The organism is Hymenobacter sp. H14-R3 (assembly GCF_030063445.1).
In the GTDB taxonomy this organism is placed as follows: domain Bacteria; phylum Bacteroidota; class Bacteroidia; order Cytophagales; family Hymenobacteraceae; genus Hymenobacter.
Window position 1 is genome coordinate 44,890 of record NZ_JASITD010000002.1, and the last position, 24,998, is coordinate 69,887.

30 protein-coding genes and 1 other RNA gene are annotated in these 24,998 nt (G+C 60.3%); 14 read left to right on the forward strand and 17 right to left on the reverse strand.

The annotated features are described in order from the left end of the window. Nucleotides 1-34: 34 nt before the first annotated feature. The 5 genes from QMK33_RS02140 to ffs form a co-directional block, all read right to left on the reverse strand. The gene (locus QMK33_RS02140) at nt 35-919 is read right to left on the reverse strand and encodes a glycosyltransferase (RefSeq protein WP_283562899.1); all 885 of its coding nucleotides are present in this window, start codon (nt 917-919) and stop codon (nt 35-37) included. Between the two features lie 30 nt (nt 920-949). Then, complete coding sequence (locus QMK33_RS02145; protein WP_283562900.1) at nt 950-1,630, reverse strand: cell division ATP-binding protein FtsE; 681 nt, start codon at nt 1,628-1,630, stop codon at nt 950-952. 78 nt (nt 1,631-1,708) lie between these two features. Then, complete coding sequence (locus QMK33_RS02150; RefSeq protein ID WP_283562901.1) at nt 1,709-1,912, reverse strand: fructose-6-phosphate aldolase; 204 nt, start codon at nt 1,910-1,912, stop codon at nt 1,709-1,711. Nucleotides 1,913-2,005: 93 nt separating this feature from the next. Beyond that, complete coding sequence (gene fsa / locus QMK33_RS02155) at nt 2,006-2,662, reverse strand: fructose-6-phosphate aldolase (RefSeq protein WP_283562902.1); 657 nt, start codon at nt 2,660-2,662, stop codon at nt 2,006-2,008. Between the two features lie 140 nt (nt 2,663-2,802). Then, nucleotides 2,803-2,899: signal recognition particle sRNA small type (gene ffs, locus QMK33_RS02160), an RNA gene on the reverse strand. A gap of 273 nt (nt 2,900-3,172) precedes the next feature. Between ffs and guaA the strand changes: the two genes are divergently transcribed. From guaA to QMK33_RS02175, 3 genes are read left to right on the forward strand one after another with little or no spacing between them, the layout of a single operon-like run. Continuing rightward, complete coding sequence (gene guaA, locus QMK33_RS02165; RefSeq protein WP_283562903.1) at nt 3,173-4,720, forward strand: glutamine-hydrolyzing GMP synthase; 1,548 nt, start codon at nt 3,173-3,175, stop codon at nt 4,718-4,720. Between the two features lie 10 nt (nt 4,721-4,730). Further along, the gene (locus tag QMK33_RS02170) at nt 4,731-5,381 is read left to right on the forward strand and encodes a DUF4291 domain-containing protein (protein WP_283562904.1); all 651 of its coding nucleotides are present in this window, start codon (nt 4,731-4,733) and stop codon (nt 5,379-5,381) included. A gap of 12 nt (nt 5,382-5,393) precedes the next feature. Then, the gene (locus tag QMK33_RS02175) at nt 5,394-6,125 is read left to right on the forward strand and encodes a type 1 glutamine amidotransferase (RefSeq protein ID WP_283562905.1); all 732 of its coding nucleotides are present in this window, start codon (nt 5,394-5,396) and stop codon (nt 6,123-6,125) included. On the opposite strand, the gene QMK33_RS02180 is transcribed toward QMK33_RS02175, so the two are convergent. Both QMK33_RS02180 and dgt read right to left on the reverse strand, forming a co-directional pair. Then, nucleotides 6,106-6,456: a hypothetical protein gene (locus QMK33_RS02180; RefSeq protein WP_283562906.1), complete on the reverse strand. Its 351-nt coding sequence runs from the start codon at nt 6,454-6,456 to the stop codon at nt 6,106-6,108. The genes QMK33_RS02175 and QMK33_RS02180 overlap by 20 nt on opposite strands. A gap of 11 nt (nt 6,457-6,467) precedes the next feature. Next, on the reverse strand, nt 6,468-7,859 hold the full coding sequence (gene dgt, locus QMK33_RS02185; RefSeq protein ID WP_283562907.1) for a dGTP triphosphohydrolase: 1,392 nt from the start codon (nt 7,857-7,859) through the stop codon (nt 6,468-6,470). A 94-nt stretch (nt 7,860-7,953) separates the two neighbouring features. On the opposite strand from dgt, the gene QMK33_RS02190 reads away from it, so the two are divergent. Both QMK33_RS02190 and QMK33_RS02195 read left to right on the forward strand, forming a co-directional pair. Continuing rightward, nucleotides 7,954-8,544 carry a hypothetical protein gene (locus QMK33_RS02190; protein ID WP_283562908.1) on the forward strand — a complete coding sequence of 197 codons (591 nt, stop codon included), beginning with the start codon at nt 7,954-7,956 and terminating at the stop codon, nt 8,542-8,544. 28 nt (nt 8,545-8,572) lie between these two features. Continuing rightward, nucleotides 8,573-9,139, forward strand: coding sequence for a hypothetical protein (locus QMK33_RS02195; RefSeq protein ID WP_283562909.1), 567 nt, complete (start codon nt 8,573-8,575; stop codon nt 9,137-9,139). On the opposite strand, the gene QMK33_RS02200 is transcribed toward QMK33_RS02195, so the two are convergent. Then, nucleotides 9,136-9,810, reverse strand: coding sequence for a DUF1361 domain-containing protein (locus QMK33_RS02200; RefSeq protein ID WP_283562910.1), 675 nt, complete (start codon nt 9,808-9,810; stop codon nt 9,136-9,138). The two genes, QMK33_RS02195 and QMK33_RS02200, sit on opposite strands and share 4 nt — an antisense overlap. Nucleotides 9,811-9,929: 119 nt before the next feature. Here QMK33_RS02200 and QMK33_RS02205 point away from each other — a divergent pair, with 119 nt between their 5' ends. The 5 genes from QMK33_RS02205 to QMK33_RS02225 all read left to right on the forward strand — a co-directional run bounded on the left by QMK33_RS02205 (nt 9,930) and on the right by QMK33_RS02225 (nt 15,482). Further along, on the forward strand, nt 9,930-11,657 hold the full coding sequence (locus QMK33_RS02205) for an ABC transporter substrate-binding protein (protein WP_283562911.1): 1,728 nt from the start codon (nt 9,930-9,932) through the stop codon (nt 11,655-11,657). 101 nt (nt 11,658-11,758) lie between these two features. Further along, the gene (hemL, locus tag QMK33_RS02210; RefSeq protein WP_283562912.1) at nt 11,759-13,054 is read left to right on the forward strand and encodes a glutamate-1-semialdehyde 2,1-aminomutase; all 1,296 of its coding nucleotides are present in this window, start codon (nt 11,759-11,761) and stop codon (nt 13,052-13,054) included. Nucleotides 13,055-13,186: 132 nt separating this feature from the next. Continuing rightward, nucleotides 13,187-14,113: a hypothetical protein gene (locus tag QMK33_RS02215; RefSeq protein WP_283562913.1), complete on the forward strand. Its 927-nt coding sequence runs from the start codon at nt 13,187-13,189 to the stop codon at nt 14,111-14,113. A gap of 89 nt (nt 14,114-14,202) precedes the next feature. Beyond that, nucleotides 14,203-14,742 carry a dCTP deaminase gene (gene dcd / locus QMK33_RS02220; RefSeq protein ID WP_502867039.1) on the forward strand — a complete coding sequence of 180 codons (540 nt, stop codon included), beginning with the start codon at nt 14,203-14,205 and terminating at the stop codon, nt 14,740-14,742. Nucleotides 14,743-14,921: 179 nt separating this feature from the next. Beyond that, nucleotides 14,922-15,482, forward strand: coding sequence for a DUF4890 domain-containing protein (locus tag QMK33_RS02225; protein ID WP_283562915.1), 561 nt, complete (start codon nt 14,922-14,924; stop codon nt 15,480-15,482). A 140-nt stretch (nt 15,483-15,622) separates the two neighbouring features. On the opposite strand, the gene gldC is transcribed toward QMK33_RS02225, so the two are convergent. From gldC to QMK33_RS02250, 5 genes are all read right to left on the reverse strand, one after another. Next, nucleotides 15,623-15,967 carry a gliding motility protein GldC gene (gldC, locus tag QMK33_RS02230; RefSeq protein WP_283562916.1) on the reverse strand — a complete coding sequence of 115 codons (345 nt, stop codon included), beginning with the start codon at nt 15,965-15,967 and terminating at the stop codon, nt 15,623-15,625. A 228-nt stretch (nt 15,968-16,195) separates the two neighbouring features. Then, the gene (gene dnaN, locus QMK33_RS02235; RefSeq protein WP_283562917.1) at nt 16,196-17,320 is read right to left on the reverse strand and encodes a DNA polymerase III subunit beta; all 1,125 of its coding nucleotides are present in this window, start codon (nt 17,318-17,320) and stop codon (nt 16,196-16,198) included. Nucleotides 17,321-17,434: 114 nt separating this feature from the next. After that, nucleotides 17,435-17,986 carry a hypothetical protein gene (locus QMK33_RS02240; RefSeq protein ID WP_283562918.1) on the reverse strand — a complete coding sequence of 184 codons (552 nt, stop codon included), beginning with the start codon at nt 17,984-17,986 and terminating at the stop codon, nt 17,435-17,437. A gap of 77 nt (nt 17,987-18,063) precedes the next feature. Beyond that, entirely contained in the window at nt 18,064-19,164 is a 1,101-nt protein-coding gene (ychF, locus tag QMK33_RS02245) for a redox-regulated ATPase YchF (RefSeq protein ID WP_283562919.1), read from the reverse strand. A 156-nt stretch (nt 19,165-19,320) separates the two neighbouring features. Beyond that, nucleotides 19,321-19,728 (reverse strand): DUF3276 family protein, encoded by a 408-nt coding sequence (locus QMK33_RS02250; RefSeq protein WP_283562920.1) that lies wholly within the window; start codon nt 19,726-19,728, stop codon nt 19,321-19,323. 269 nt (nt 19,729-19,997) lie between these two features. Here QMK33_RS02250 and QMK33_RS02255 point away from each other — a divergent pair, with 269 nt between their 5' ends. The 3 genes from QMK33_RS02255 (at nt 19,998) to QMK33_RS02265 (ending at nt 21,773) form a co-directional block, all read left to right on the forward strand. Beyond that, nucleotides 19,998-20,936 (forward strand): DUF58 domain-containing protein, encoded by a 939-nt coding sequence (locus QMK33_RS02255; protein WP_283562921.1) that lies wholly within the window; start codon nt 19,998-20,000, stop codon nt 20,934-20,936. A 3-nt stretch (nt 20,937-20,939) separates the two neighbouring features. Next, on the forward strand, nt 20,940-21,182 hold the full coding sequence (locus tag QMK33_RS02260; protein WP_283562922.1) for a hypothetical protein: 243 nt from the start codon (nt 20,940-20,942) through the stop codon (nt 21,180-21,182). Nucleotides 21,183-21,314: 132 nt separating this feature from the next. Then, entirely contained in the window at nt 21,315-21,773 is a 459-nt protein-coding gene (locus QMK33_RS02265; RefSeq protein ID WP_283562923.1) for a hypothetical protein, read from the forward strand. A 199-nt stretch (nt 21,774-21,972) separates the two neighbouring features. On the opposite strand, the gene QMK33_RS02270 is transcribed toward QMK33_RS02265, so the two are convergent. The 4 genes from QMK33_RS02270 to QMK33_RS02285 form a co-directional block, all read right to left on the reverse strand. After that, nucleotides 21,973-22,734, reverse strand: coding sequence for an SDR family NAD(P)-dependent oxidoreductase (locus tag QMK33_RS02270; protein WP_283562924.1), 762 nt, complete (start codon nt 22,732-22,734; stop codon nt 21,973-21,975). Between the two features lie 77 nt (nt 22,735-22,811). Then, nucleotides 22,812-23,231 (reverse strand): helix-turn-helix domain-containing protein, encoded by a 420-nt coding sequence (locus tag QMK33_RS02275; protein ID WP_283562925.1) that lies wholly within the window; start codon nt 23,229-23,231, stop codon nt 22,812-22,814. Between the two features lie 71 nt (nt 23,232-23,302). Continuing rightward, nucleotides 23,303-23,818 (reverse strand): hypothetical protein, encoded by a 516-nt coding sequence (locus QMK33_RS02280; protein WP_283562926.1) that lies wholly within the window; start codon nt 23,816-23,818, stop codon nt 23,303-23,305. Between the two features lie 70 nt (nt 23,819-23,888). Then, a complete protein-coding gene (locus QMK33_RS02285) occupies nt 23,889-24,179 on the reverse strand; it encodes a hypothetical protein (RefSeq protein ID WP_283562927.1) in 291 nt (96 codons plus the stop codon). Between the two features lie 143 nt (nt 24,180-24,322). Between QMK33_RS02285 and QMK33_RS02290 the strand changes: the two genes are divergently transcribed. Next, the gene (locus tag QMK33_RS02290; protein WP_283562928.1) at nt 24,323-24,886 is read left to right on the forward strand and encodes a DUF1572 family protein; all 564 of its coding nucleotides are present in this window, start codon (nt 24,323-24,325) and stop codon (nt 24,884-24,886) included. Nucleotides 24,887-24,998 lie beyond the last annotated feature (112 nt).

Sequence of the window (24,998 nt, forward strand, 5' to 3'; positions counted from 1 at the left end):
CGCAGTAAAAGTTAAAGGTACTCGCCCAGGGCGGCTAGCGCCACTCGGCCAGTAGCCAGCTTAGTTTCAGCATGTCCAGCGCCCGCAGGCTGGGGTGCGCCGAGCGCAGATTGCGGCGCAGGGCCGGGGCCAGCGCCGCCAGCGCTCGCTGGGCTACGCTGGCCAGGCCCGCCCGGCGCAGGCGGGCGGCGGCACGTACCAGCCGCGTATCGGCCCCCAGCCCATCGGTGCGCAGCACCTGGGCCAGGTTGCGCACAGCCTGCCGGCTTTTATCCAGGAAAGTTTCGGCGGGCTCCAGGCCGTCGTGCAGCACCGGGTTGTCGAGGTGGTGCACCGCTACACCCGCCTGCGCCAGCGCTAGGCCAAAATGGGTGTCCTCGTGGCCGTAGCCACTCAGGCGCTCATCGAGCGGAAACTGGCCCAGCAGCTCTTTTGCTACCAAGGCATTATTGATAGTGAGCTGGCCCGTGGGGTCGCGCTGACGCACGGCAGCCGGGCGCATTTCGCGGGCGCGGCCATACAGCCAGCGTAGGTGTAGCGCCGGGTCGGCGGGCGGGGCAGCCTCGTAGGCGGTGCCCCCGATGAAAAGGCGCGCGGTAGGCTGCGTGCGCAAGGCCTGGGCATAGCGGGCAATAAACTGCCCATCGGGCAGCAGGCTATCGTTATCGAGCAGCAGCAGCCAATTATGCAACGCCTTGTTTACTAATTTATTACGAATAGTTGCCCGACCCACATTGGCGGGCAGCTCTTCGTAAAACACCCCCGGCTGGGCAGCTAGAAGCCGGTTGAGGCGGCGGCAATCGTTCGTCGAATAGTCATCCAGCAGGCGGATTTCCAGCGGGCCGGTCCACTCGGCTGCCTGCGTTATTATGCTGGTCACCAGCGCCGTAACATCGCGGTTGAAAACGGGAATCAGCACGGATAAGCCAGCAGCCATGGGGGCCACCGCCTACGACGCCCGCGCCGAATCCAGCAGCGCGCCTTCCTTGCACGTGAGCACACGGTGCGGGTACTTTTCGAGCAGCTGAAAGTTGTGCGTCGCCATAAGAATGGCCGTGCCCGCGTGGTTTATCTCGGCAAACAGCTCCATGATGCCGGCCGCTACCTCGGGGTCGAGGTTGCCGGTGGGCTCGTCGGCCAGCAGCAGCACCGGCTCGTTGAGCAGGGCGCGGGCAATTACCACGCGCTGCTGCTCGCCGCCCGAAAGGCGGTGCGGCATGCGGCCGCCTACGCCACTCAGGCCCACCTGGGTCAGTACTTCCTGCACGCGCTGCTGCTTGCGGGCCTTACCGCGCCAGCCGGTAGCATTCAGCACAAACAGCAGGTTTTCGCCCACCGTGCGGTCGCTCAGCAACTGAAAATCCTGAAATACGATGCCCAGCTTGCGGCGCAGATACGGCACCTTGCCGGTGCCCAGGCCGGGCAGGTCGTAGCCGGCCACGCTACCCGTGCCCACCAGCAGCGGCAGGTCGGCGTACAGGGTTTTGAGCAGCGACGACTTGCCGGCCCCGGTGCGCCCCACCAAGTAAGCAAACTCACTCTTGCCCAGCGCAAAAGACACGTGCTCCAGCACCGCCCGCTCCTCCTGCACGATGGTCGCGCCGTGCAGCTCCACAATTGGCTCGGTCATTTGCAATTAGCAATCATTAGTTAACAAGTACTTATGCGCCTAATACGCTATTTTTAAAGCAAATAACCCCGGGGATTATTATAATTCCAGCTTACGCAGCTTACCAAATTCCAGCTCCGAGATAACGGCGGCCAATGGCACCTCTTGGCCTTCGAGGCCGTAGCGGTGCAGGTCTTTGAGCGGCCGGTCGGCCCGGAAGTAAGCAATCAGCACAAAATGCTCATCGCGCAGCTGGATGTAATCCGGAATCTTGGCCTTGCCTTTTACTTTGATGATATACACGAGATGTAGGGTAAGCTTTAGCTTGCCGTGTAAAGTAATGGTATGCTTGACTAATACGCGACCAAAGGCAAGCTAAAGCTTGTCCTACATTCTCTACGCGTTTACCTTTTTATGGTCGGCCAGGAAAGTAGCTAAACCCTTGTCGGTGAGCGGGTGGTGGAGCAGGCCGGTGATAACGCTGAGCGGGCAGGTTACGACATCGGCCCCTAGTTCGGCGCACTGAATGAGGTGGGGCACGTGGCGCACGCTGGCGGCCAGCACCTCGGTGGCGTAGCCATAGTTGGCAAAAATCTCGATAATCTGGGCAATCAGCCCCAGGCCGTCGGCGCCGATATCGTCGAGGCGACCCACGAAGGGCGACACGTAGGTGGCACCGGCCTTGGCGGCCAGCAGGGCCTGCCCGGCCGAGAAAATAAGCGTGCAATTGGTACGAATACCTTTTTCGCTGAAGTACTTAATGGCTTTGATGCCTTCCTTAATCATGGGCACTTTCACCACAATATTGGGGTGCAGGTCGGCCAGGGCCTCGCCCTCTCGAATGATGCCCTCGAAGTCGGTGGCGATAACTTCGGCCGATACGTCGCCGTCCACAATCTCGCAGATGGCGCGGTAGTGGGCCATCACGGCGTCGGTGCCGCGGATGCCTTCTTTGGCCATCAGCGAGGGGTTGGTAGTTACGCCATCTAGCACGCCCAGGTCTACGGCTTCTTGAATTTCGGCCAGGTTGGCCGTATCAACGAAAAACTTCATTTGTAAGCTATTAACTACTTGGGTAGGTTGTCTTTGCGGCAATCTAAACTAAAAAAGCCGGCCCAAAGCTACGCGCTGCCTGCCTAAAATCGGCAGATAAACGCGGCTCAGGGCCGGCTGGAAACCATAGGAAAGGGCAAAAAAAAGCGAGCCAAAATCGCACCGCTCAACCACCTACCCTTGCTGCCTTCCGGCCCTGGGGGAGTTCAGTAGGAGCTGGTCGTTCTGACTCGCCGGGCACAAAGGTAATCACGGATTACGCGGATTCTAGCGGATTTCACGGATTTTGTGGACGATTGCTGCTTATAAAAAATTTACGTGCACATTATCAGCGTGTAAGATTCAGGATTTCTGAGCAAGCAAGCCAGCGGAGGTACTTTTGCGGGGCCAACTCTTCACCATCAGGCAGCCCACGCACTATACTGATGGATATCGCGAAAAGCGGCCGACTATAAACGAGTCGTCCACAAAATCCGTGAAATCCGTTAAAATCCGCGTAATCCGTGATTTATGGAGCAAATACTCATTCTCGACTTCGGTTCGCAGTACACGCAGCTCATTGCCCGGCGCATTCGCGAGCTGCACGTTTTCTGCGAAATTCATCCCTACACCCACGCCCCCCAGTTGGCCGAGCGCATTAGTGCTGGCGACCTGCGGGGCGTCATTCTTTCGGGCTCGCCCTGCTCGGTGCGCGATGCTGACTCGCCCAACCCCGACCTGAGCGCAATTCTGGGCCGGGTGCCAGTGCTGGGCATCTGCTACGGCGCGCAGCTGCTGGCCCAGCAGGGCGGCGGCGAAGTGCTGCCGGCCACCATTCGCGAGTATGGCCGGGCGCGGCTCAGCAGCCTCGACGCGGCCTCGCCCCTGCTCACGGGCCTGCACCCCGACACGCAGGTGTGGATGTCGCACGGCGACACCATCAAGACGCTACCAGCTGATTACCAAATTATTGCTGGCACCAAGGAAGTGGCCGTAGCTGCCTACAAGCTGCCCGGCCAGGATACCTACGGCATCCAGTTTCACCCCGAGGTGACGCACTCGACGGAGGGCAAGCAGCTGCTCGAAAACTTTGTGGTGGGTATTTGCGGCTGTGCCCAAAGCTGGACGCCCGACCACTTCGTGGATTCGATGGTGGAAGCCCTGCAAACCACCATCGGCCCCGACGACCAGGTGATTCTGGGCCTCTCGGGCGGCGTGGATAGCAGCGTGGCTGCCCTGCTGCTGCACCGGGCCGTGGGCCCGCGCCTGCACGGCATTTTTGTGGATAATGGCCTGCTGCGGCAAGATGAGTTTGCCGCCGTGCTGAAGGCCTACGAGGGCTTGGGCCTGAACGTGACGGGCGTGAACGCCGCGCCCGAGTTCTACGCCGCGCTGGCCGGCATCAGCGACCCCGAGGGCAAGCGCAAGGCCATTGGGCGCACCTTTATTGAGGTATTCGACCGCGAGGCGCAGAAGGTGGAGGGCGCGCGCTGGCTGGCCCAGGGCACCATTTACCCCGATGTTATTGAGTCGGTGTCGGTGCACGGCGGGCCGGCCGTGACCATCAAAAGCCACCACAACGTGGGCGGCCTGCCCGAGAAGATGAACCTCAAAATAGTGGAGCCGCTGCGTATGCTCTTCAAGGATGAGGTGCGCGAGGTGGGCGCGGCGCTGGGCCTGCCTGGCGAGATTCTCAACCGCCACCCCTTCCCCGGCCCCGGCCTGGGCATTCGCATCCTGGGCGACATCACGCCCGAGAAAGTGGACTTACTACAACGTGCTGATAACGTGTTTATTAACCTGCTGAAAGAACACAGCCTCTACGATAAAGTGTGGCAGGCTGGTGTGATGCTGCTGCCCGTGCAGAGCGTGGGCGTGATGGGCGACGAGCGTACCTACGAGCGCGTGGTGGCCCTGCGCGCCGTAACCAGCGTGGATGGCATGACCGCCGACTGGGCCCACCTGCCCTACGAGTTTCTGGCCGAGGTTAGCAACAAGATTATCAACCAGGTACGCGGCATCAACCGCGTGGTGTACGATATTTCTTCGAAGCCGCCCGCTACGATTGAGTGGGAGTAACTAGCCAGCTATGACCCTTCGCACGGAGCTTTATTCGGTCTCGCATCCGTTTTTACCAGTCGATGGGCAACATATTGTTGCCCATCATACTGAAAAACAAGTGGTTGTTTACCAGGCGTATAACTCAGCTATCGCCCGGTTTGCAGTCGAAAACCAGTACCTGGGCGGGCCCAGCTTCAGCTACGGCCGCATGTCGTGGATTAAGCCCAACTTCCTGTGGATGATGTACCGCTGCGGCTGGGCCAGCAAGGAAAATCAGGAGCGCGTACTGGCATTGTGGCTGGATAAAGCAGCCTTCGAGGAAATTCTCAGCCAAGCCGTGTTTTCGAACTTCATGGCGGGTAATTATGAGTCGGAAGAAACCTGGAAGCGCGAGCTAGCCACCAAAAACGTGCGCCTGCAATGGGACCCCGACCACAGCCCCTACGGCGACAAGCTGATTCGGCGCGCCTTGCAGCTTGGCCTCAAAAACGAGGCGCTGGAACAGTTTGGTAAGTACCAAGTCACGCGTATCGAAGATGTAACTGGCTTTGTGCAGCAGCAGAAAATACACGTAGCTAATCGGCAACTGGAGCATTTGCATATCCCGCAGGAGCGGGTGTACCTCGTCTCCAACGCCACGCTGGCGCAGAAAATCGGCATTACCCCCCTGGCTACTTAGCCCCCCTCCCCTATGCGCTGGCACTGCCTCCAACACCTGCCCGATGAAGGGCCCGGCCACGCCGCTGCCTGGCTGGCCGCGCACGGCCACCCGCTTACCTACACGCGGTTATTTGAGCCAAATCCGGTTTTTCCAGCGCTGGCCGATTTTGATGGACTGCTGATTTTGGGCGGGGCCATGAGCGTGCACGACGAGGCCGGATTTCCCTGGCTGGTAGCCGAAAAAGAGTTTCTGCAAGCGGTGCTGCGGGCGGGCAAAATCACGCTGGCTATTTGCCTGGGAGCGCAGCTCGTGGCGCAGGCGCTGGGCGGCGAGGTGCGGCCCAACGGCGAGCCAGAAATTGGCTTCTGGACGGTGCGCTTTTCGGCTAAAGCCCTCACCCACTCCCTATTACGCGGCTGGCCCGACAAAGCCACGGTATTGCACTGGCACGTTGATACGTTTACGGTGCCGCCGGGCGCCCTGCGGGTGGGCATGTCGGCGGGCTGCGCGGCGCAAGGCTTCGTATGGGGCGATGGTATTATTGGCCTCCAGTTTCACCCCGAAATGACGGAGGAAATGGTAGAGCAATTAATTAATTTCGAAAACCACGAAACCGCTCAAGAAGAAGAATTTACGCAAACGGCAGCCCAAATTCGCAGCAAATTAAAATCGGTGTGGAAGGGCCGAAAACTGGTAGAGTCGCTACTAGAAAACATGGTAGCCTTGTATGAAGAAGAAACACTTACGCCCTCGACTGATTAAGCGTGACCTGCTCAAACGCAAAAGACAATTTGGCGCTTGGCTCCCCAAAGCCCGTCAGGATAATGAATGTGACTGTCATTTCTCCAGCCAAAATAGTGACCTCGTGGCTCGTAACTTCTACCTCATTGAAAGGAATAGTCTTTGTTTCTAAAAATGAGCTACTCAGCTTATTGACACCCAAAAACGAGAGATGTAACTCCTCATAAATATCCAGCGCTTCGTTATAGGGTGCAACTACAAGTGCGAGTTGACGCGCCTCGAAGTTTATCTGCAAGGAGTTGATAGCAGTGTCATGAAGACTCATCTGCTGCAATTTTTCGAGGTCAGTCACGGCAAAACCAGCTAAAATCCCTTTGGTAGTTCGATTCCCTTAATGGTCTTGTATAGGCTCAACGCGTGCTGGTCGGTCATGCCGGCCACGTAGTCGGTGAGCAATAAAATCTGTTCGTACGCCGACGCGCCGGCCTGCGGGCCGATGGCCCGAAATTGCGCCGGTAGCAGGTCGAGTAATTTACGGGAGCGGTGGTTTTCCTTCTTGTCGAAAATAGCGGAGAGAAACACATCGAGCAGGCCGCCGAGCACCTCAAAGCCAGCCGCCTCAATCTCTAGCACCGGGCGCGAGCGATACAGTTTATTAACGCTCAGCTGCTGAATCTCTTGCAGAAACTCGTAGCCGCTCAGCTCCTTGATGAGCGAGGCATCGTAGGTGCCGGCCAGGATGGCGGGCGCGTGCTGGGCAAAGCGGGTGGCGGTTTCATCCACGAGCTGGCCGATGAGCGTGGCGCGCAGGTAGCCCAGCTCCTCCTGCCAGTCGCGCCAGTCAAGGCCGCCGCTGCCGGCGCTTTTGGGGCGGGCGTTGGGGGCGGCGGCGCGCAGCTGGCGCAGCAGCGCCAGGCCGCGCTCGTGGTCGATGAGGCCCAGCTTGAGGCCGTCCTCAAAGTCGATGATGCGGTAGCAAATGTCGTCGGCCGCCTCCACTAAAAAGGCCAGCGGGTGGCGGTGGTAGAAGCCGGCCGGGCCGTCTTTGGGCAGCAGGCCCAGCTCGGCGGCCACCAGCTTGAAGCGCGGATTTTCGGCCTGAAAATGGCCGTATTTCTTCTCACTGGCCCCGTTTTGCCGCTTGCCGGGGTCGATAACCGAGGGGCGCGGGTACTTGGTAAACGCGCCGAGCGTGGCGTACGTGAGCCCCAGCCCGGCCGAGCCGCTGCTGAGCGCCGGGTACGTATGGGTGAGAATGCGAAAACCGGCGGCATTGCCTTCAAAGTGCTGCAAATCACTTTGTTCGGCCGTGCCGAGGCCGGTGATAAAGCGCTCGGCGGCGCGGCTGGTGAAATAGGCCGAAATGGCGTCTTCGCCCGAGTGGCCGAAGGGCGGGTTGCCGATGTCGTGGGCCAGGCAGGCGGCGGCCACGATGTCGCCGCAATCCTGGGCAAAATCGGGGAGCTCATGCGCAATAGCGGGCTCGTTTTCGAGCACGCGGCGGGCCGAGAGGCGGCCCAGCGAGCGGCCCACGCAGGCCGTTTCGAGCGAGTGCGTGAGGCGGGTGTGCACAAAATCGGTTTCGGGCAGCGGCATTACCTGCGTTTTGCGCTGCAAGCGCCGGAAGGCCGACGAAAACACAACCCTGTCATAATCAGCTAAATAGGGCGAGCGGCCGGGCTGCGGGGCCTCGGCGGGGCGGTCGGGGTAGCGGCGGGTGGAAAGCAGGCGGGGCCAACTAAGCGGAAGTGACATAGAGAAATTGAGACGCAGGAGCCGTAACTAGTGCCCCGGCGGCGCAAGTTGCAGCCGGGCGGGCCTTGCGGCTGCCTCCCCCCTCTCATTGCTTATGAAAAAGCCCGCCGCCGGCGACCTGCGCTGGCAACGCGACGGCCGCACCGTGTACCTGTTTCTGCAACACACCGGGGCCTGGCTAACGCTGGTGTACCCCGCGCTTTTCGTGCTCGTCTTGGTTACGGACAACCCGTGGAGCCGCATTTTAGGCAGCCTCTTGGTAGGGCCGGGCTTCGGGCTGAATGCCATTGGGCTTATTCGAGTGGTTTTTTGGGGCCTGCTGAGCTTTATGCTACTCATAGAGCTGCTGCTGGTTATGAGCCGCGAGATGCTGGCTATCGGCCAGGGCACGGTCGTGGTGCGGCGCCAGCTACTGCACTGGGTTTTCTACTACCGGCGCTTCGAGGTGCGCAATATTCGCAAGCTGGAAATTCGGGAACCCGGCATTGCTTCCACTAAAGGGGATTCTGCCAAGAGCTTCGACGGCGGGGTTATTTGCTTTCACACGGCTACCGAGGCCATTGCCTTCGGCCGCAACCTGGCGCCGGCCGAAGCCCGCCTGGCCCTGGAAGAGCTGGCTCAGCTGGGCGCCCTTCCCGCCGCGCTGGTGGCCCCGGCCCTGGCCGCCGCGCAGAAACCGGCTTAGCTACTGCCGGCTACTATCTTGCCGACCAATGACCCGCAAGCCCCAGTTCAGCAGCAACCTCGACACGCATACCATTCGTATTCAAGCCGAAAAGTCGGGCTGCCTCCTGGGCTTCCTGCTTTTTTGGCTGTCCGGGTGGCTTGTGGGGGGCTTCTTCGCCATTCGGGCGCTGGTGCTGGGGCTCACCATTGGCCCGCCGAGCATGGGTTCGCCCACCATCTTTTTGCTTAAGTGGCTGGCGATGTGGCTAATTGGCCTGCTGGTTTTCGGCTATCTGTTCTTCTGGCAGCTAGTAGGCCAGGAGGTGGTTACGCTGGCCGGGGGCGTGTTGCGCATCAGGCAGAAAGTAGGGCCACTGGGCACTACGCAAAACTATGATGTACACAAGATTCGCTACCTGCGCACCCAGCCCGACGAGTGGCCCACCAGCCTTGCTAAGAATCAGCGCAGCGAATGGGGCAGCGGCTCGGTTCTGTTCGACTACGGGGCCGAAACCATCCGGTTTGGGAAGATGCTGCGCGAGGCCGAAGCCGCGCGCATCGTGGGCTTTTTGCAGCAGCACCACGTGAGCGTGCACTGGGCTTTCGAGCCCTAACCCACCGGCTCCTTCGATTGCCCCAGCAGCCGCACCGTGGCATAGGCAATGAGCAGAAAGGCCCAGAAAACGACCGTCACGCCCCAGGCCTGCCAGTAGCGAAAGGGGTGCAGAAACTGCTGCACAATATCATACACCAGCGTAAACGGGTTGCTGAGCACATCCCAGGAATTATAGCGCAGGTAGCGGCCCAGGTACACCCCAAAAGCACTGAGGCCCAGCGCGATGGTCACAAAGCCCCAGCCCGCCGCGAAGCCCAGCCGCTGGCGCACCAGCGCGTGCATATCGAGCAGCGAGGCGAAGGCCAGCATCAGCCCGTTCCAGGCGCACGACAGGATGAGGGCCAAGTCGTACCAATAGGGTACGCCGGGGCGGTGCTCCAGGTGAAAAAGGTCGGTGATGAGGTAGGGCGCGTTCGGAAAAAACAGCAGCCACACCACGCCCACCGGCAGCAGCAGCCGCGCGCCGGGTGGGCGGGCGGCCAGCGTGAGGGCCGCGCTCAGGGCAAACGGGATGGCGGCCAAAAACAGGTTCCAGAGCAAAAATACCAGCCACAGCTTCTGGGTGATGAGCACCCGCCCGGCAATGAGGGCAAAGCTTAGAACCAGCGACAGGCCCAGGGCTAGCAGCAGCGGCAGGCGGCGACGCAGGGCAGGCAACGAAAGCGGCATAAGCAAACGGGAAGCTGGTGATGAATCTAAGGTAGGCCGCTGGGCGGGGCCAGTTGCATTTTGGGCCCGCCAAGGGCAATGTACCTTTGTGGCGGCCAACCCCGGCCCTCCCCCGTTGCATGACCCGATTGTTCTCTGCCGTTGCCGCCTTGCCGTGGCAGCGGCTGCTTATTCTACCCCTGGCCCTGCTGAGCCTGGGCGCCGCCGCCCAAGGCCAGCTCACGCGCTACCGCACCGGCAAGGCGCAGCTCGACCAGGGCCGCTACGCCGTGGCCATGCAGGAGCTGGAGCCGCTGGCCCAGCCCATCAACCACTTTTCCCAGGCCCCCGATGCGGCCTACCTCTACGCCGTGGCCGCCACCCGCGCCCGCCAGTGGGCCGAGGCCGAGCAGATGCTCAACCTCATCCGCAACCAGTACCCCAGCTATCCCAGCCTCAACGAGGCGCTGTACCTGCAAGGCCAGGTATCGTTTGAGCAGGGCGACTACGACACCGCCCTGCGCACGCTGGGCCAGCTGCCCGCCGAGCAGTACGCCGCCCCGCGCGAGGCCATGCAAACCAGCTACTTAGCTAAGCTGCAAGACCGCGCTACCTGGCAGCGCCTCCAAAAGCGCTACCCGCAAAGCAAGCTCATCGGCCGCCTCTACGCCGATTTTCTGCTGGGTAGCGGCCCGCTTTCCGACGCCGACCGCCAGCAGCTCGATGCACTGGTGACGCAGTTTAAGCTCGACCGCAACCGCTACGCCGCCGCTACTGCCGCCGCGGCCCCCGCCGCTCCCAAAGCGCTACCCCGCAAGGGCACCTATAATATCGGGGTGCTCTTACCCTTTGAATTACAGGACAATACCTGGCAGACGCAGCGCAAAAACCAGTTCGTGACCGACTTCTACGCCGGCCTGCGCCTGGCCCAGGATTCGTTGCAGCGCGCGGGCCACCCGGTGCAGCTGTTTGCCTACGACACGGGCGCCGACACGCTGACGCTCAAGTCGGTACTGGCCCTGCCCGAGCTGGCCGGCATGGACATGCTGGTGGGCCCGGTGTATAAGTCGGGGGCCAAACTGCTGGCCCGCTACGCCCGCGACCACCAGATTATCTGCGTTAACCCACTTTCGCAAGACCCTGACTTAGTGACTGATAACCCCTATCACTACCTCTACTCACCCAGCGCCGCTACCCAGGGGCGCGTGGCCGCGCAGTTTGCGGCTACCTCGTTTGGCACGGGCCGGCCGGCCGTGCTGCTGCACGAGGATAGCAAGGACGAAAACGACTTTGCCGCCGCCTACCAGGCCGCCTACGAAGCGGCCGGCGGCAAGCTGGCCGCCACCCACGCCTTCCGCCCCGACGACCCCGCCAGCCTGGCCGCCGCCTTCGTGGCAACGGAGCTGGCCGGCGCCAGCCACGTGTTGGTAGCCTCTGATAATCGCAAGGCCGGCCCCGCTGCTTTTGCGGCGCTGGCGGCCGTGCCCGCAGCCACCCGGCCAGCGCTGCTGGCCCCCGGCACCTGGCTCGACAACCCCAGCCTCGGCCTGGGCCAGCTGGGCGGGGCGTATTACTACCAGCCCCGCTACTTCGACCGGCAGGCCCCGGGCTACCGCCGCTTCCGCCAGCTCTACCTGACCCGGCAGAAGCTGCCACCCTCGGTTTTTGCCAACCAAGGCTTCGAATTATTGTTGTTTTTCAGCAACGCACTGCTGCAGTACGGCCCCGCCTTCCAGGGCGCACTGGCCACGGCACCGGCCCAGCCGGGCGCCATCTTCGAGGGCCTTACCTACCCCGACGGGGCCCACGACAGCCAAACCGTGCCCCTGCTAAAGCTCAGCAACCTGGAGCCGCAGCTACTGCGCTGATTATTTGTCTGTTAGCTAATATCCATTAGCTGTCAGCTCCTCAGCATGTCTTCCTTAAAAAAAGCTACTGGCTAACCGCTAGTAGCTACCAGCTAAGTCCCATGACTACTTCCGAAACTCTATTTGCCCGCGCCCAGGAGCTGATTCCGGGTGGGGTTAACTCGCCGGTGCGGGCCTTCCGGGCCGTGGGCGGCGCGCCCATCTTCATGCAGTCGGCCCAGGGTGCCTGGCTGACTGATGTAGATGGCAATCAATACGTTGACTTTATTAATTCGTGGGGCCCGATGATACTCGGCCACGCGCCCGAGGTGGTGCTCGACGCCGTGCGCGCGGCCCTGCCCGCCTCGCTGTCATTTGGGGCGCCCACTCGCCGCGAGGTCGAGCTGGCCGAGCTGCTGATTGACATGGTGCCGAGCCTGGAGAAGGTGCGGCTCGTGAATTCGGGCACCGAGGCCACCATGTCGGCCATTCGGGTGGCGCGCGGCTACACGGGGCGCGCCAAAATCCTCAAGTTTGAGGGCTGCTACCACGGGCACGGCGACTCCTTTCTTATCGCGGCCGGCTCGGGGGCCCTCACCTTGGGCGCGCCCGACTCGCTGGGCGTAACGCAGGGCGTGGCCCAGGATACCCTCACGGTGCCCTACAACGACCTGGCCGCCGTGGAGGCGGCCATCGCCGCCAACCCCGGGCAGCTGGCCGCCATCATCACCGAGCCGGTGGTGGGCAACATGGGCCTTGTGGAGCCGGCCGCCGGCTTCCTGGCCGGGCTGCGGGCGCTGTGCACCCAGCACGGTATCGTGCTGATATTCGACGAGGTAATGACGGGCTTTCGCCTGGCGCAGGGCGGCGCGCAGGAGCGCTTCGGCGTAGTGCCCGACATGACTACGCTGGGCAAAATCATCGGCGGCGGCCTACCCGTGGGGGCCTACGGCGGCCGCGCCGATATCATGAACCAGGTAGCGCCCGCCGGCAAGGTGTACCAGGCTGGCACGCTCTCGGGCAACCCGCTGGCCACCGCCGCCGGCATGGCCCAGCTGCGCTACCTGCACGAGCATCCCGAGGTGTACGAGCAGCTCGAAGCCACCAGCACCCGCCTGGCCGATGGTACCCGCCAGATTGCCAAGGAGTTGGGCCTCAACTACACCGTTAACCAGGTGGGCTCCATGTTCAGCCTGTTTTTTACCGCTGAGCCAGTCAATAACCTGGAAGATGCCAAAAAATCGGACCTGCCGGCTTTCGGCCGCTACTTCCACGCCATGCTGCAACGCGGCATTTACCTGGCGCCGTCGCAGTACGAGGCACTGTTCGTATCCACGGCCATCACCGGCGAGCTGGTAGAAAAATACCTCACCGCCTGCCGCGAGTCACTGCTAGAGGCGCACGCCCTGGCCGCGTAGTTTTGCGCGCAAAGTTTCGCAAGGTTAAAAGAGGTTTCGCTAAGTTTTAATGAAAACTATCTAGTTGATAATCTTACATTTTACTTCGCGAAACCTCTTTTAACCTTGCGAAACTTCGCGCTAAATTTTGCTATGCGTCATCTGCTCAAGCTGCTTCTCTTTCTGCCCTTGTTGGCCTCGGCTCAACCAAAGGAAGGCGGTAGCCAAACGCCCGCCGAAACCAACAAGCAGCTCTTCGACCACACTATCGACGAGCTGAATTTTCGCACCTTTGAAACGGTGTATGACAAGCACTTTACGCGGCAAAAATTCCCGGCCAGCCTACGCACTGCCACGGCGCGCCGGCAGTTCAGCACGTTTGAAAACAATGCCGAGCTGCAAAAGCTATTTCTCAATTACAACGGCGTAGCTGAGCGCTACAAAACGCGCTTCGGCAACGGGGCGCTCACGCAGGCTGAGTTTGAAAAGCAGCTCGACGGTGTGTTGCGCGACCGCAACTTTGAGTTTTTCATCCGGGGCCTGCCGCGCGATGAAAAATCAGCCCTCATTCGCACCGAGCAGCGCGTTATTAAGCAGGCTACGGCCCGCTTTAACGCCAGCGGCACCACCGCCGCTGGCCCCGCGCCCGAGCCCGAAGAGCCGCTGGCAGCCGCCGCGCCGCTCACCACCAACGGCCCGGTACCCAGCGACGAGGCTGCCCCCGCCACGGCGGCCACCGAGCCCGACATCCGCCCCACCGCCGTTGCCGAAACCAGCAGCGCCGGTCCCGGCTGGACCGGCTACTTTACCCTGCTGTTCAGCCTGGGCTCGTTCGGCCTGCTACTCTATATGGCAGCCGATTTGATGCCCGAGCTGCGTCGCCTCCGCCGCCGCGTGCGCACCCTCGAAGCTGAGCAACCCTATTACCCCATCGCTCCTACCGAGAACGAGGACGAAACCCAGGGTGCGCCCGGCGACCAGCTGCCACCCGCCGAGCGCGGCCCCGGTTTCTTCAGCCGCTTCCGCCCCCAGTCTACTGGCGAGCTACCGTCGGACCAGTACGATGATGATGTACACTAACTATTTATATTTCAGCATTTTAGCTAAAATATTGCCATTTGGCAATTACCCGGCCCGCCTTGTGCAAGCCGCTTAACTACGATTACCCCGTGATTCTGACCGACCAGCAAATCCGCGCCGAAATGGAGCGCGGTACCATCGTAGTGCAGCCCTATGACCCCAGCTGCCTGGGTACCAACTCCTACGACGTGCACCTGGGCCGCTACCTGGCTACCTACGACAGCGCGGTGCTCGACGCCCGCCAGCACAACAAAATTACTACCTTCGAAATGTCGGCCGAAGACGGCTTTGTTCTAGAGCCCGGCATCCTCTATCTTGGTGTAACAGAAGAATATACCGAAACTCACGCTCACGTGCCCTTCCTCGAAGGCAAGAGCAGCGTTGGCCGCCTGGGCATCGATATTCACGCCACTGCTGGCAAGGGCGACGTTGGTTTTTGCAACCACTGGACCCTGGAAATCAGCGTATCGATGCCCGTGCGGGTATACCCCGGTATGCCCATCGGCCAGCTCATCTACTTTGGTATTCAAGGCGATGTACAAACGCTGTATAACCACAAGCAGTCGGCCAAGTACAACGAGCGCAGCGACCGCCCGGTAGAAAGCATGATGTGGAAAAACCGGTTCTAGGCCCCACAAGCCAGGTTTTTGTTAGGTAGCCAGATAACTTACTACTTGGCAAAAGCCTGGCTCGCGTGCGTGGCAACCAACCTCACCGGCAAATTTTGCGTTAAAACGGGCAGCCCCGCGCTGCCCGGTCCTGGCGCGATAGTTGGCTACTCGTCCTGCCATCCACGCATTGTCCGCCCATGAAATCTGCTTTTGCCCTTCTGCTGCTGGCCACTACGCTCACCGCCCACGCCCAGCAAACGCCCGCCGTGCCCGCCCCCGCCCCCATGCCGCGGGATAAAACCCAGCAGAGCCCCCGCCTCAACCCCGCCACCAGCGACCGCGCCGAGCACTTAAGCGACCAGATGACGCACGACCTGCGCCTCAACGGCTACCAGGCCGCCCGCCTCCGCGCCATCAATACCGATAAAATTACCAAGCTTGAAGCGGTTGAGCGCCAGTACGCGAAAGACCCTGACCAGCTCGATAAGCAGTCGAAAGCTATTGCCCACGAGCGCGACCAGGAGCTCCAAGCCGTGCTCAGCACCGACCAATACACCGATTATTTTGATGCCCGTAAGCGCTACGCCCAGGCCGACCGCAACTACTCGCGCAATGCCTCGGCTTCGATACTAGTCAACTCGGTGCAAAACCCCGCCCCCGCCCGGTCTAACAACGCCACCATTGCACCCACGCCCACTAAAAGCAAGCAGCCCGCCCGCCGCGGCGACGAGCCTTTTGGCCGCACGCTACGCCAGTGAGTAGCCGTTGCCAGTAGCCCCAGTGGCCCAGCTACAGATTAGCTAAAAAAGGCCTTCCGCACTACGCGGAAGGCCTTTCTCATCACCAATAGTAGGCAATTTTAAACCACTGCTGTGCAGCGATGCTCGCGGGGCGGTGCTTAGGCTTGCAAGTCCGTCTGGCCCTGCTCTTCGAGGTAGTCGCTCAGCTCTTTGCAGAGGTTGCGCATCATCTCGGCCATTTTCTTGTCGCCAGTAGCCGTTTGAATGGTTTCGGCCATTGAGCCGATATTATCTACCACAAAAAACTTCATGGCGTCGGTAGGCATGTCCTTGGTCCAGAGGTCGATTTTCATCGTCGCATCGGCATTCCGGTCCCAGATGGCTACGTTGATGGCCTTGGCAAAGTGCATATCGGGCCCCGCATCAGTGGCCTGCCAGCTAATGGCTTCGGGCACTTTCTTATCATCGAGGGCAATACTAAAGCGAATTTCTGACTTACTCATTACAGATAAACGAATTTAACGGCTTCCTAACCGCAGATTCAAACGGATTTAACGGATTTCGCAGATACGCTTGCTACGCAAACTGACTACCTTGGCGAAATCAAATTGGACACTGTGTACTACCTTCTTTTCTCTTTTTCTCAACCAAACCAACCAGTTAACGACCACTAGTCAGCTTGCGAGGCAAGCGTATCTGTGAAATCCGTTAAGTCCGTTTGAATCTGCGGTTTAGACGTAATTATTGAGCATTACGGGCATCACCAGCATGAGGATGCTTTCGTTTTCGTCGGCCTGGGCGGGCATCAGCAGGCCGGCGCGGTTGGGCGTGCTCAGCTCCAGCGTGATTTCATCGGAGTCGATGTTCGAGAGCATTTCTTGCAGGAAGCGGGCGTTGAAGCCGATTTCCATGTCCTCGCCATCGTACTGACAGGTGAGGGTTTCCTTGGCTTCGTTGCTGAAGTCCAGGTCCTCGGCCGAAATCACCAGCTCCGAGCCCGTGAGGCGCAGGCGCACCTGGTGGGTCGTCTTGTTGGAGTAGATGCTGATGCGGCGCACCGAATTCAGCAGCTCAGCACGATTGATAGTCAGCTTATTAGGGTTGCTAACCGGAATAACGTTTTCGTAGTCGGGGTAGCGCTCATCAATGAGGCGGCACACCAGGCGCATCTGGTTGAACGAGAAAAACGCGTTGCTCTGGTTGAACTCGATGCGCACCGTGGCGGACTCGCTCGGCAACGAGCTTTTCAAGAGGTTAAACGCCTTGCGCGGGATGATGAGGTTGGCGGTTTGACCAGCGCCCACATCCTGACGGCGGTAGCGCAGCAGGCGGTGGCCATCGGTGGCCACGAAGGTGATTTGCGAATCGGCCAGCTGCACCAAAATGCCGGTCATGGCGGGGCGCAGCTCGTCGGTGCTAACGGCAAAAATCGTCTTGTTGATGGCCCGGGCCAGCGACGACGACGGGATTTCTACCGGGGCCGAGCCCTTCACCACCGGCACGCGGGGGAAATCGGCGGCGTTTTCGCCGGCCAGCTTGTAGCGGCCGTTGGCCGAGCTGATTTCGATGGTGTAGGTTTCCTCGTCCAGGGTGAAGGTCACGGGCTGGTCGGGCAGGTTCTTGAGCGTATCGAGCAGAATGCGGGCGGGGGCCGCAATGCGCCCCGACTCGTTGGTTTCGATGGGCAGCTCGGTCATCATACTCGTCTCCAGGTCGGAGGCGGTAATGGTGAGCTTGCCGGGCTCAATCTCAAACAGGAAGTTCTCCAGGATGGGCACCACGGGGTTGTTCGTGACCACGCCGTTGATGCTCTGGAGCTGCTTGAGCAGGGCCGAGGACGAAACAATGAACTTCATAAAGGGGAGGCTGGGCTAGGTTTTGGAAGGGGGCAAAGATACGTTGGAGGGGCGGGGTTTGGAAGACGGCCGCCGGCAAATCCGCCGGGCGCGACGACGCGGCGCACTACCCATTCACTCCGGCTGAACCGATAGGTTGATGGCCAGCTGACTACCCTGCTCAGCGTATAGCAAAACCTCGATTGCCGGCGCATGGACCAACGAGAGATATCCCCCGCAGACAGTGGATAGTTCGGTACGGGTCAAATTGCCTTCCGCTGCTATATCCTGCAAAATAGTAAGTGGAAAGAACCCCGCAATTTTTGTGAAATCCATCCAATCAGCGAAATCCTTACCGCCCAGCGATACTACCTCCACTTCTGATAGTATGGGGGATTCGAATTCGAATTCTTCAAATTTCTGAAACGAGCAAAATACTTTTGGAAACTTGATAATCAGGAATGGCCAGTCTTCCGAATTATGGCAGAAAGCCTTGTTCCAGACAGCATCGAGCACAATCACTATCACCCAACTTCCTCTTTTCAGGCAAATGTGGTAACAGCAGGAATCGTGTAGCGTAATCGTTTCCAGCAGTTCCTGCATGGATGTTTTGGTTGCGGCGGCCCAATCCAGGCGGTTGTTTAGCACCTTATCGGCCAACCAGGCAGGATGCTTTCCCTTCTCCATTTGTAGGTATTTCTAACGTAAAAAGCCCCAACCGTTACCGGCTGGGGCTCCCAAGATACTGCTACCAGCGCTCCGAGCTACACGTTGAAGCGGAAGTGCATAATGTCGCCATCCTGCACCACGTATTCTTTGCCTTCGACGGCCATTTTACCGGCTTCCTTGATTTTTACTTCGGTTTTATACTCTTGGTAGTCAGCTAGTTTGATAACCTCGGCGCGAATGAAACCCTTCTCGAAATCGGAGTGGATAACGCCGGCGGCGGCGGGCGCTTTGTCGCCGCGGTGCACCGTCCAGGCGCGCACTTCCTGCACGCCGGCCGTGAAGTAGGTGATAAGGTTGAGCAGCTCGTAGCTGGCGCGAATGAGCTTGTTGAGGCCCGACTCGGTGAGGCCGTACTCACCTAGAAACATCTCTTTTTCCTCGGGGTCTTCCATATCGGCAATCTGCTCCTCAATGGCGGCCGATACCAGCACTACCTGGGCACCTTCGGTTTTCACGTGCTCGCGCAGGGCGGCTACGTGCTTGTTGCCATCGGTGGCAATGCTGGCTTCATCCACGTTGGCCACGTAGATAACGGGCTTAATGGTAAGCAGTTGCAAGTCGGCTACCGATTCGAGGTCGTCTTCGGTGGCTTGCACGGCGCGGGCGTTCTCGCCCGCTTCGAGGGCCACTTTGAACTTCTGCAAACCGGCTACTTCCTTCTTGGCCACGGCGTCGCCGGCCTTGGCACTACGCTCACTTTTGACGAGCTTCTTGTCGATGCTCTCCAGGTCTTTAAGCTGCAACTCCGTGTCAATCACGTCTTTATCAAACACGGGGTCCACACCGCCGGCCACGTGCACGATGTTGGGGTCGTCGAAGCAGCGCACCACGTGAATGATGGCATCAACCTCGCGGATGTTGGCCAGGAATTTATTACCCAGGCCTTCGCCCTTGCTGGCGCCTTTTACGAGGCCGGCAATGTCCACAAACTCGATGATGGTGGGCAACACGCGCTTGGGGTTGACGAGAGCTTCCAGAATCTGGAGGCGCTCATCGGGCACGGTGATGACGCCCACGTTCGGCTCAATCGTGCAGAAAGGGTAGTTGGCCGATTCGGCCTTGGCGTTGGATAACGCGTTGAAAAGCGTGGATTTGCCGACGTTCGGCAGGCCGACAATACCGCAGCGGAGGCCCATTATCTTGAAGTATGAAGTGTGAAGTATGAATCAGAAATTTGCCCAATTCAGCGGGCAAAGGTACGGCGGAGCCGCGCTGGCCGGGCCGCCTACGCAAAACGCGCCGCTGCTCTGGCGTAGAGCGGCGGCGCGTTTTGCGTAGGCGGCCGGGTAGGGCTAGTAGGTGCTCTCGCCCAGGTCGGGAGCCAAGTCGTAACCAGCGGGGCGGTCGGGCTGGGGGCTAGGCTGGCCGTCGAGGCGGGGCTGCTCGCCATCGAAGGTTGGGCGCGGGCGGTCGAGCTCGGCTACTTCTTCCTCGGTCAGCAGCTCGTCGCGCACGTAGTCCACGGCATCGTGCAGAGCGTCGATAAATTTGTTGAAATCTTCCTTATACAGGAAAATCTTGTGTTTTTCGTAGCTAGCCGGGCCATCGGGATCGGAGCCGGGGCGGCGCTTGCTCTCCGTGATGGTCAGGTAATAGTCTTGGCCACGGGTGGCTTTTACGTCGAAGAAATACGTGCGCTTGCCCGCCTTCATACGGTGCGAGTATATTTCTTCCTGGTCCTTAGAGTATCTTTCTTCCACAGAATGCGAGCGGGGGAAATAGGTGGGAGTTATTGAATAAAGCGCTAAACTTGTCTTTGCTCAGGCAAAGATAGAGCCAGGAAAAGTTCCTGAAAACAGGCTTTTGCCCCGGCGAAACCCCAGCAGCAGCCGGCTTGTTTATCAGCACGTAAGATTATTTCACTCGCCACTATTGGCGCGCTGCCGTGGTGGCAGCACTAAACGCCGCGCTAGTTACGAGCAGTGTACTGACTAGTAATTCTGTACTGGTTTCAACGTTTTTTTCTGCTATGCCCGCGCCTGCCCTCGACCTTGCCGCCATTCGTTCCTTCGAAAACCTGGAGTTCCTGGCCCGGCAGCTGGTCGATGGCTTTATTACGGGGCTGCACCAGTCGCCGTACCACGGCTTTTCGGTCGAGTTTTCGGAGCACCGCCTCTACAACCCCGGCGACAGCACCCGGCACATCGACTGGAAGGTGTTTGCCCGCACCGATAAGCTCTTCGTGAAGCGCTACGAAGAGGAAACCAACCTGCGCGCCCACCTGCTGCTCGACGTGAGCCCCAGCATGTACTACCCCGCGCCGGGCCACGATAAGCTGAAATTCAGCATCTTAGCGGCGGCGGCGCTCACCACGCTCCTGCAGCGTCAGCGCGATGCCGTGGGCCTCGTCACCTTCGCCGAAACCGTGGAGCTGCAAACGCCCGTGCGCTCGACCAGCGCCCACCGCCACACGCTGCTGCTGGCCATGCAGCAGCTACTGGAGCGCCCCGCGCCCCCGGCCGCCAGCCGCCGCGCCGCCGCCCACACCGATGTGGCAGGCGTGCTGCACACCATTGCCCAGCAAATACCCAAGCGCTCGCTCGTGGTCATATTCAGCGATATGCTGGGGCGCGGCGCGGCCGAGCAGGAAGCCGCCCTGGCCGCCTTGCAGCACCTGCGCCACCAGCACCACGAGGTGCTGCTGTTTCACGTGCTGGACCGGGCCACGGAGGCTAATTTTGACTTTCAGGACCGGCCCTACATCTTTGAGGATGTGGAAACAGGCCAGGAAATTCGTCTTCAACCGGGGCAGGTGCGGGCGCAGTACCGCGCAGCCATGCAGCAGTTTGAGGCCGACCTGGCCCTGCGCTGCGGGCAGCTCAAAATTGATTTTGTGCCCGTCGATGTGCGCGAGCCGTTTGATAAAGTGCTGTACGCTTACCTGGTGAAGCGCGGCAAAGCCCGGTAATTTATGTTCGCTACCTTCTTTTTTGGGGCCATTGCCCTTCTGCTGGTCGATGCCCTGCTGGCGTCCGTTACCATGTACATCGCCTACTCGCACGGCCACTCGCGGCTAAAGTGGTTTGTGCTGGGCATGGTGCTGCCGTTTTTCTCCATTTTCATTGCGCTGGCCGTGGCCATCCGGGATGAGCAGCGGGCCAAGGCGGCCCGCGGCGGCGCGCCCGCCCCCGTGCCCGAGCCGGGCGAGTTTTGAGTTGAATTTATACTGATGAATTATCTGCTTCGCTAATTTCTACTTCTTCATTCTAAATTCCAAATTCTTCCCCGCCGTAGCTTCGCGGCAGTTTTCAACCCGCCGGCTGGCCCGGCACATCTTGTTTTTAGTATGTACGAGGTACTTCTGTTTCTTCACTCGTGGTTGCGCTGGTTTGTGCTGGGCGCGGGCGTGCTGGCCGTGTTTCGCGCCTACGTGGGGTGGTCGGGCCGCCGGCCGTTTACCAAGGGTGACAATGCCATCAGCGCGGCTTTTTCGGGCTTTATGTGGCTGCAAGTTATTGTGGGTCTGGGCCTTTACTTCGGCCTTAGCCCCTACGGCCTCAAGGCCATGAAGGTGGCCGGTGCCATGAAGGACCCCACCACCCGCTTCTTCGGCATGGAGCACGTAGCCGTAATGATACTCGCCGCCATTCTGGCCCAGGTGGGCCGCATTGCGCTCAAAAACGCCTCCACCGATACGCTCAAGCACAAGAAGGCGCTCACGTATTTTGGCATTGCTCTGGTGCTGGTGCTGCTCATGATTCCGTGGGGCCTGTGGAATCCCTACCGGCCGCTGTTCCGTTTCTAGACCGCAGATTCAAACTAATTAAACGGATTTCGCAGATACGGCGCTGCGCGCCTGATTGCTCTTAACTTGATTGATTGTACCGTGCACAAGAAAGGCTGCCTATGTAAGGCAGCCTTTCTTGTGGTAGAATGTCTAGCCGAGTAGTCAGCCGAGTAGCGGCGTACCTGCAAAACTCATTTAATCCGTTTGAATCTGCGGTTTATATGCCCTGCCCGCCCGACACCTCAATGCGTTGGGCGTCAATCCAACCGGCTTCGTCGGTGCAGAGGAAAGCCACCACGGGACCAATATCGGTGGGTAGGCCCACGCGGCCCATCGCCGTGAGGCTGGCAATGTGGGCGTTAATCTCCTTGTTGTCGCGGGTGCGGCCACCGCCAAAGTCGGTTTCGATGGCACCGGGGGCCACGATATTTGACCGGATGCGGCGGCTGGCCAGTTCCTTTGCCTGGTACTTGGTGAGCGTCTCCATCGCCGCCTTCATGCTGGCGTAGGCCGAGGAGTTGGGGTAGATAATGCGCGTGAGGCCCGACGAGATGTTGATGATGCCGCCGCCATCGTTGAGCAGCGGCAGCGCCTGCTGCGTCAGGAAGAACGGGCCTTTAAAATGAATATTCATCACCTCATCAAACTGCTGCTCACTAGTTTCCGGATAGGGCGCGTACAGGCCCGTGCCGGCATTGTTGATGAGGAAATCGAATCGGTCAGTTTCAAACGTATCGGCCAAAGCGGTTTTCACCTGCTCAAAAAACCCGCCGAAGCTGCCGACGTTGGAGGCGTCGAGTTGCAGGGCCACGGCCGTTTGGCCGGCGGCGGCAATTTCTGCTACTACGCCTTCTGCCTCGGCCTGCTGGCTGTGGTAAGTGAGGATAACGTGGAGGCCTTTTTTGGCCAGGTTCAGGGCCATGTCTTTGCCCAGACCACGGCTGCCACCAGTTACGAGGGCGATTTTGGAATTGCTCATTCTCAAGGATTACTGAGGTGAAATAATAGCACAAATTTCCGGCCGCCGCGTATCCCGTTTATGGTGAGTAGCCCAGTTTAAATGGTGAGTAGTTCCGATTTTTCCGCCCGCCGCTCGGCCCACACCTGCTCGCGGTAGTACTTAGGCGTGACGCCCGCAAAGCGCTTGAAAAACTTGGTGAAGTTGGAGGGGTCGTAGGTGAGGTTGGCGGCAATGTCGGCCACCGGGCGAGTGGTATCGCGCAGCAGCCCTTGAGCCACGGCCAATATTTCGGCCTCGAAAAAGAAGCACGGCGGCTGGCCGGTAGTGAGCTTCAGCGTGTTGCTGAGGTGCGTGGGATGGATGCAGAGCTGGCTGGCGAAGTCACGGATTTCGAGCATCTCGGTGGCGCGGCCGGCCGCAATGGCCGCTACGTGCTCCACCACCAGCCGCTGAAATTCGGCCGTGATTTCGTGCTGGCGGGCCAGGATTTTCTTCGGAATAGGAGTCGTTGCCATGTCAGCATAACCCGCCCGGCAGTAAATCTTCTTTTAGCCAACGCAGCCTTTTGCCGCCCGGGCTAGCGCCCCTAGCGACAGTCCCAGTAGCGCCGTACTAGGCGGGGGCCCGTGCGGGGCAGCGCAGCCTCGGCGGCGGGCAGCCCGAGCAGGCGGGCCAGCGGCGGGCGCGGCAGCAGCCTCCGCTGGCTCATGGTGTCGAACTGCTGCACCTGAATAGTTGGCGGAAAGTACGGCGTCTCGCTGTCTTCCCTGGTGGCGGGCCGGCCAGCTTCGTCGGTGAAGTACGCCACCCGGCGGCGCCCGACGCGCAGGGTGCTGTCGGGCGGGCGGGCGAGTAGCAGGCGCAGCGAGTCGGGCAGCGCCGGCACGCATTGCAGGTCCATTGCCTGGCCAAAGGCAAGCTCCCCGATACCAGGATTGAGCGTGTACTGGCTGATAGCGTAGCGTTTAGCCCGAACCTCCGCGCTAGGCCCACTAGTGTACCGTGGGCAGCGCACCAGTCCGGGGGGCAGGTTGTCGTCGAAGTTCTTATCGACGAACGTGTCGGCCGTGCCCGGCACCAGCACCGCCAGCGGGTAGCACAAGCCCTTGGGTCACCAGGCTACCGCGCAGCACAAAGGTCTGGCCGATGGCCTCGGGGCTCAAGTCGATGCCCTACCACACGGTATCGGGTTGCAGCGCGGGGCGCGCCACGGTAAGCACCACTCGCAGAGGCGCCGCCGTGCGGTTGCGCAGGTAAATTCCCGTGGTGGTCGTCCACTCGGGTAGTGCTGGCGTCAGGTGCTCGGGGGCCAGCTCCCGCCGGTTATTAGCGTCGGGCAGCGACACGGCTATCAGGAGTGCCACCACGCCCAGGTAGCCCAGCAAGCAGAGGCCGGCCAGGCCGGCGAGCAGCGTCATCAATACGTCCAGCCAGCTTCGGGCAGGTTTTTCGGGTAATGGCATCGCTTGTTTTTAGCTTAATGCCAGCCTTCGGCGTAAGTAACCTAGGTGCGGGCGGCCCACTTACTGGGGGCGCAAAGAGTCAGTGGCACCTTGTATCTTGGCACGCTGGCGCGGCCCTTTGGCAGCCCCGGCCAGCTAGTCCCATGCCTACCGACTTCCTTTCCAGCGCCCGCAAGCAGTTTGCTTACTACCAGCTACTTGGCGAACAAGCGATGAGCCAGGTCACGGATAAACAGTTATTCTGGCAGCCCAACGCCGTCAGCAACAGCATGGCAATTATCGTTAAGCACCTGTGGGGCAATATGTTATCCAGGTGGACGGATTTCCTGACTACCGATGGCGAAAAGCCCTGGCGCGCCCGCGAGGCGGAGTTCGACAACGACCTGGGCACCCGCGCCGAGGTGCTGGCCCACTGGCAAGCCGGCTGGCAGTGCCTGTTTGCCGCGCTCGATGCCCTCACGCCCGCCGACCTCAACCGGCTTATTTACATCCGTCACCAGGGCCACAGCGTTACGGAGGCCATTAATCGGCAGCTGGCGCACTACCCCTACCACGTGGGCCAACTGGTGTTTCTGGCCCGGCTGGCGGTGGGCGAGGCGTGGCAGTCGCTGTCGATTCCACGCGGCACTTCGGCGGCTTACAATGCCGAGAAGTTTGCCCGGCCGCCGCACCAGGCGCATTTTACGGATGAGAAGCTGGGCCAGTAGCGCAGCTTCGGGTTGCTAGCTGGTGCGGTTCGTGGGCTTCTTCAACCACCCGGTTGCCCACCCGGTTGCCCATCCGCGGCCCGCCCACCCCAACAGCAGCGGGCCCGCCCAC

Bases quoted from the DNA above. Each gene is read 5' to 3' on its own strand.
- QMK33_RS02145 (WP_283562900.1), bottom strand. From the start codon at position 1,630: ATGACCGAGCCAATTGTGGAGCTGCACGGCGCGACCATCGTGCAGGAG.
- hemL (WP_283562912.1), top strand. From the start codon at position 11,759: ATGACTACTTCCGAAACTCTATTTGCCCGCGCCCAGGAGCTGATTCCG.
- QMK33_RS02240 (WP_283562918.1), bottom strand. From the start codon at position 17,986: ATGGAGAAGGGAAAGCATCCTGCCTGGTTGGCCGATAAGGTGCTAAAC.
- fsa (WP_283562902.1), bottom strand. From the start codon at position 2,662: ATGAAGTTTTTCGTTGATACGGCCAACCTGGCCGAAATTCAAGAAGCC.
- gldC (WP_283562916.1), bottom strand. From the start codon at position 15,967: ATGAGTAAGTCAGAAATTCGCTTTAGTATTGCCCTCGATGATAAGAAA.
- ychF (WP_283562919.1), bottom strand. From the start codon at position 19,164: ATGGGCCTCCGCTGCGGTATTGTCGGCCTGCCGAACGTCGGCAAATCC.
- QMK33_RS02290 (WP_283562928.1), top strand. From the start codon at position 24,323: ATGCCTACCGACTTCCTTTCCAGCGCCCGCAAGCAGTTTGCTTACTAC.
- QMK33_RS02265 (WP_283562923.1), top strand. From the start codon at position 21,315: ATGTACGAGGTACTTCTGTTTCTTCACTCGTGGTTGCGCTGGTTTGTG.
- QMK33_RS02200 (WP_283562910.1), bottom strand. From the start codon at position 9,810: ATGCCGCTTTCGTTGCCTGCCCTGCGTCGCCGCCTGCCGCTGCTGCTA.
- dgt (WP_283562907.1), bottom strand. From the start codon at position 7,859: ATGTCACTTCCGCTTAGTTGGCCCCGCCTGCTTTCCACCCGCCGCTAC.
- QMK33_RS02225 (WP_283562915.1), top strand. From the start codon at position 14,922: ATGAAATCTGCTTTTGCCCTTCTGCTGCTGGCCACTACGCTCACCGCC.
- QMK33_RS02175 (WP_283562905.1), top strand. From the start codon at position 5,394: ATGCGCTGGCACTGCCTCCAACACCTGCCCGATGAAGGGCCCGGCCAC.
- QMK33_RS02285 (WP_283562927.1), bottom strand. From the start codon at position 24,179: ATGCCATTACCCGAAAAACCTGCCCGAAGCTGGCTGGACGTATTGATG.
- dnaN (WP_283562917.1), bottom strand. From the start codon at position 17,320: ATGAAGTTCATTGTTTCGTCCTCGGCCCTGCTCAAGCAGCTCCAGAGC.
- QMK33_RS02190 (WP_283562908.1), top strand. From the start codon at position 7,954: ATGAAAAAGCCCGCCGCCGGCGACCTGCGCTGGCAACGCGACGGCCGC.
- QMK33_RS02195 (WP_283562909.1), top strand. From the start codon at position 8,573: ATGACCCGCAAGCCCCAGTTCAGCAGCAACCTCGACACGCATACCATT.
- guaA (WP_283562903.1), top strand. From the start codon at position 3,173: ATGGAGCAAATACTCATTCTCGACTTCGGTTCGCAGTACACGCAGCTC.
- QMK33_RS02260 (WP_283562922.1), top strand. From the start codon at position 20,940: ATGTTCGCTACCTTCTTTTTTGGGGCCATTGCCCTTCTGCTGGTCGAT.
- QMK33_RS02215 (WP_283562913.1), top strand. From the start codon at position 13,187: ATGCGTCATCTGCTCAAGCTGCTTCTCTTTCTGCCCTTGTTGGCCTCG.
- QMK33_RS02205 (WP_283562911.1), top strand. From the start codon at position 9,930: ATGACCCGATTGTTCTCTGCCGTTGCCGCCTTGCCGTGGCAGCGGCTG.
- QMK33_RS02270 (WP_283562924.1), bottom strand. From the start codon at position 22,734: ATGAGCAATTCCAAAATCGCCCTCGTAACTGGTGGCAGCCGTGGTCTG.
- QMK33_RS02170 (WP_283562904.1), top strand. From the start codon at position 4,731: ATGACCCTTCGCACGGAGCTTTATTCGGTCTCGCATCCGTTTTTACCA.
- QMK33_RS02275 (WP_283562925.1), bottom strand. From the start codon at position 23,231: ATGGCAACGACTCCTATTCCGAAGAAAATCCTGGCCCGCCAGCACGAA.
- QMK33_RS02255 (WP_283562921.1), top strand. From the start codon at position 19,998: ATGCCCGCGCCTGCCCTCGACCTTGCCGCCATTCGTTCCTTCGAAAAC.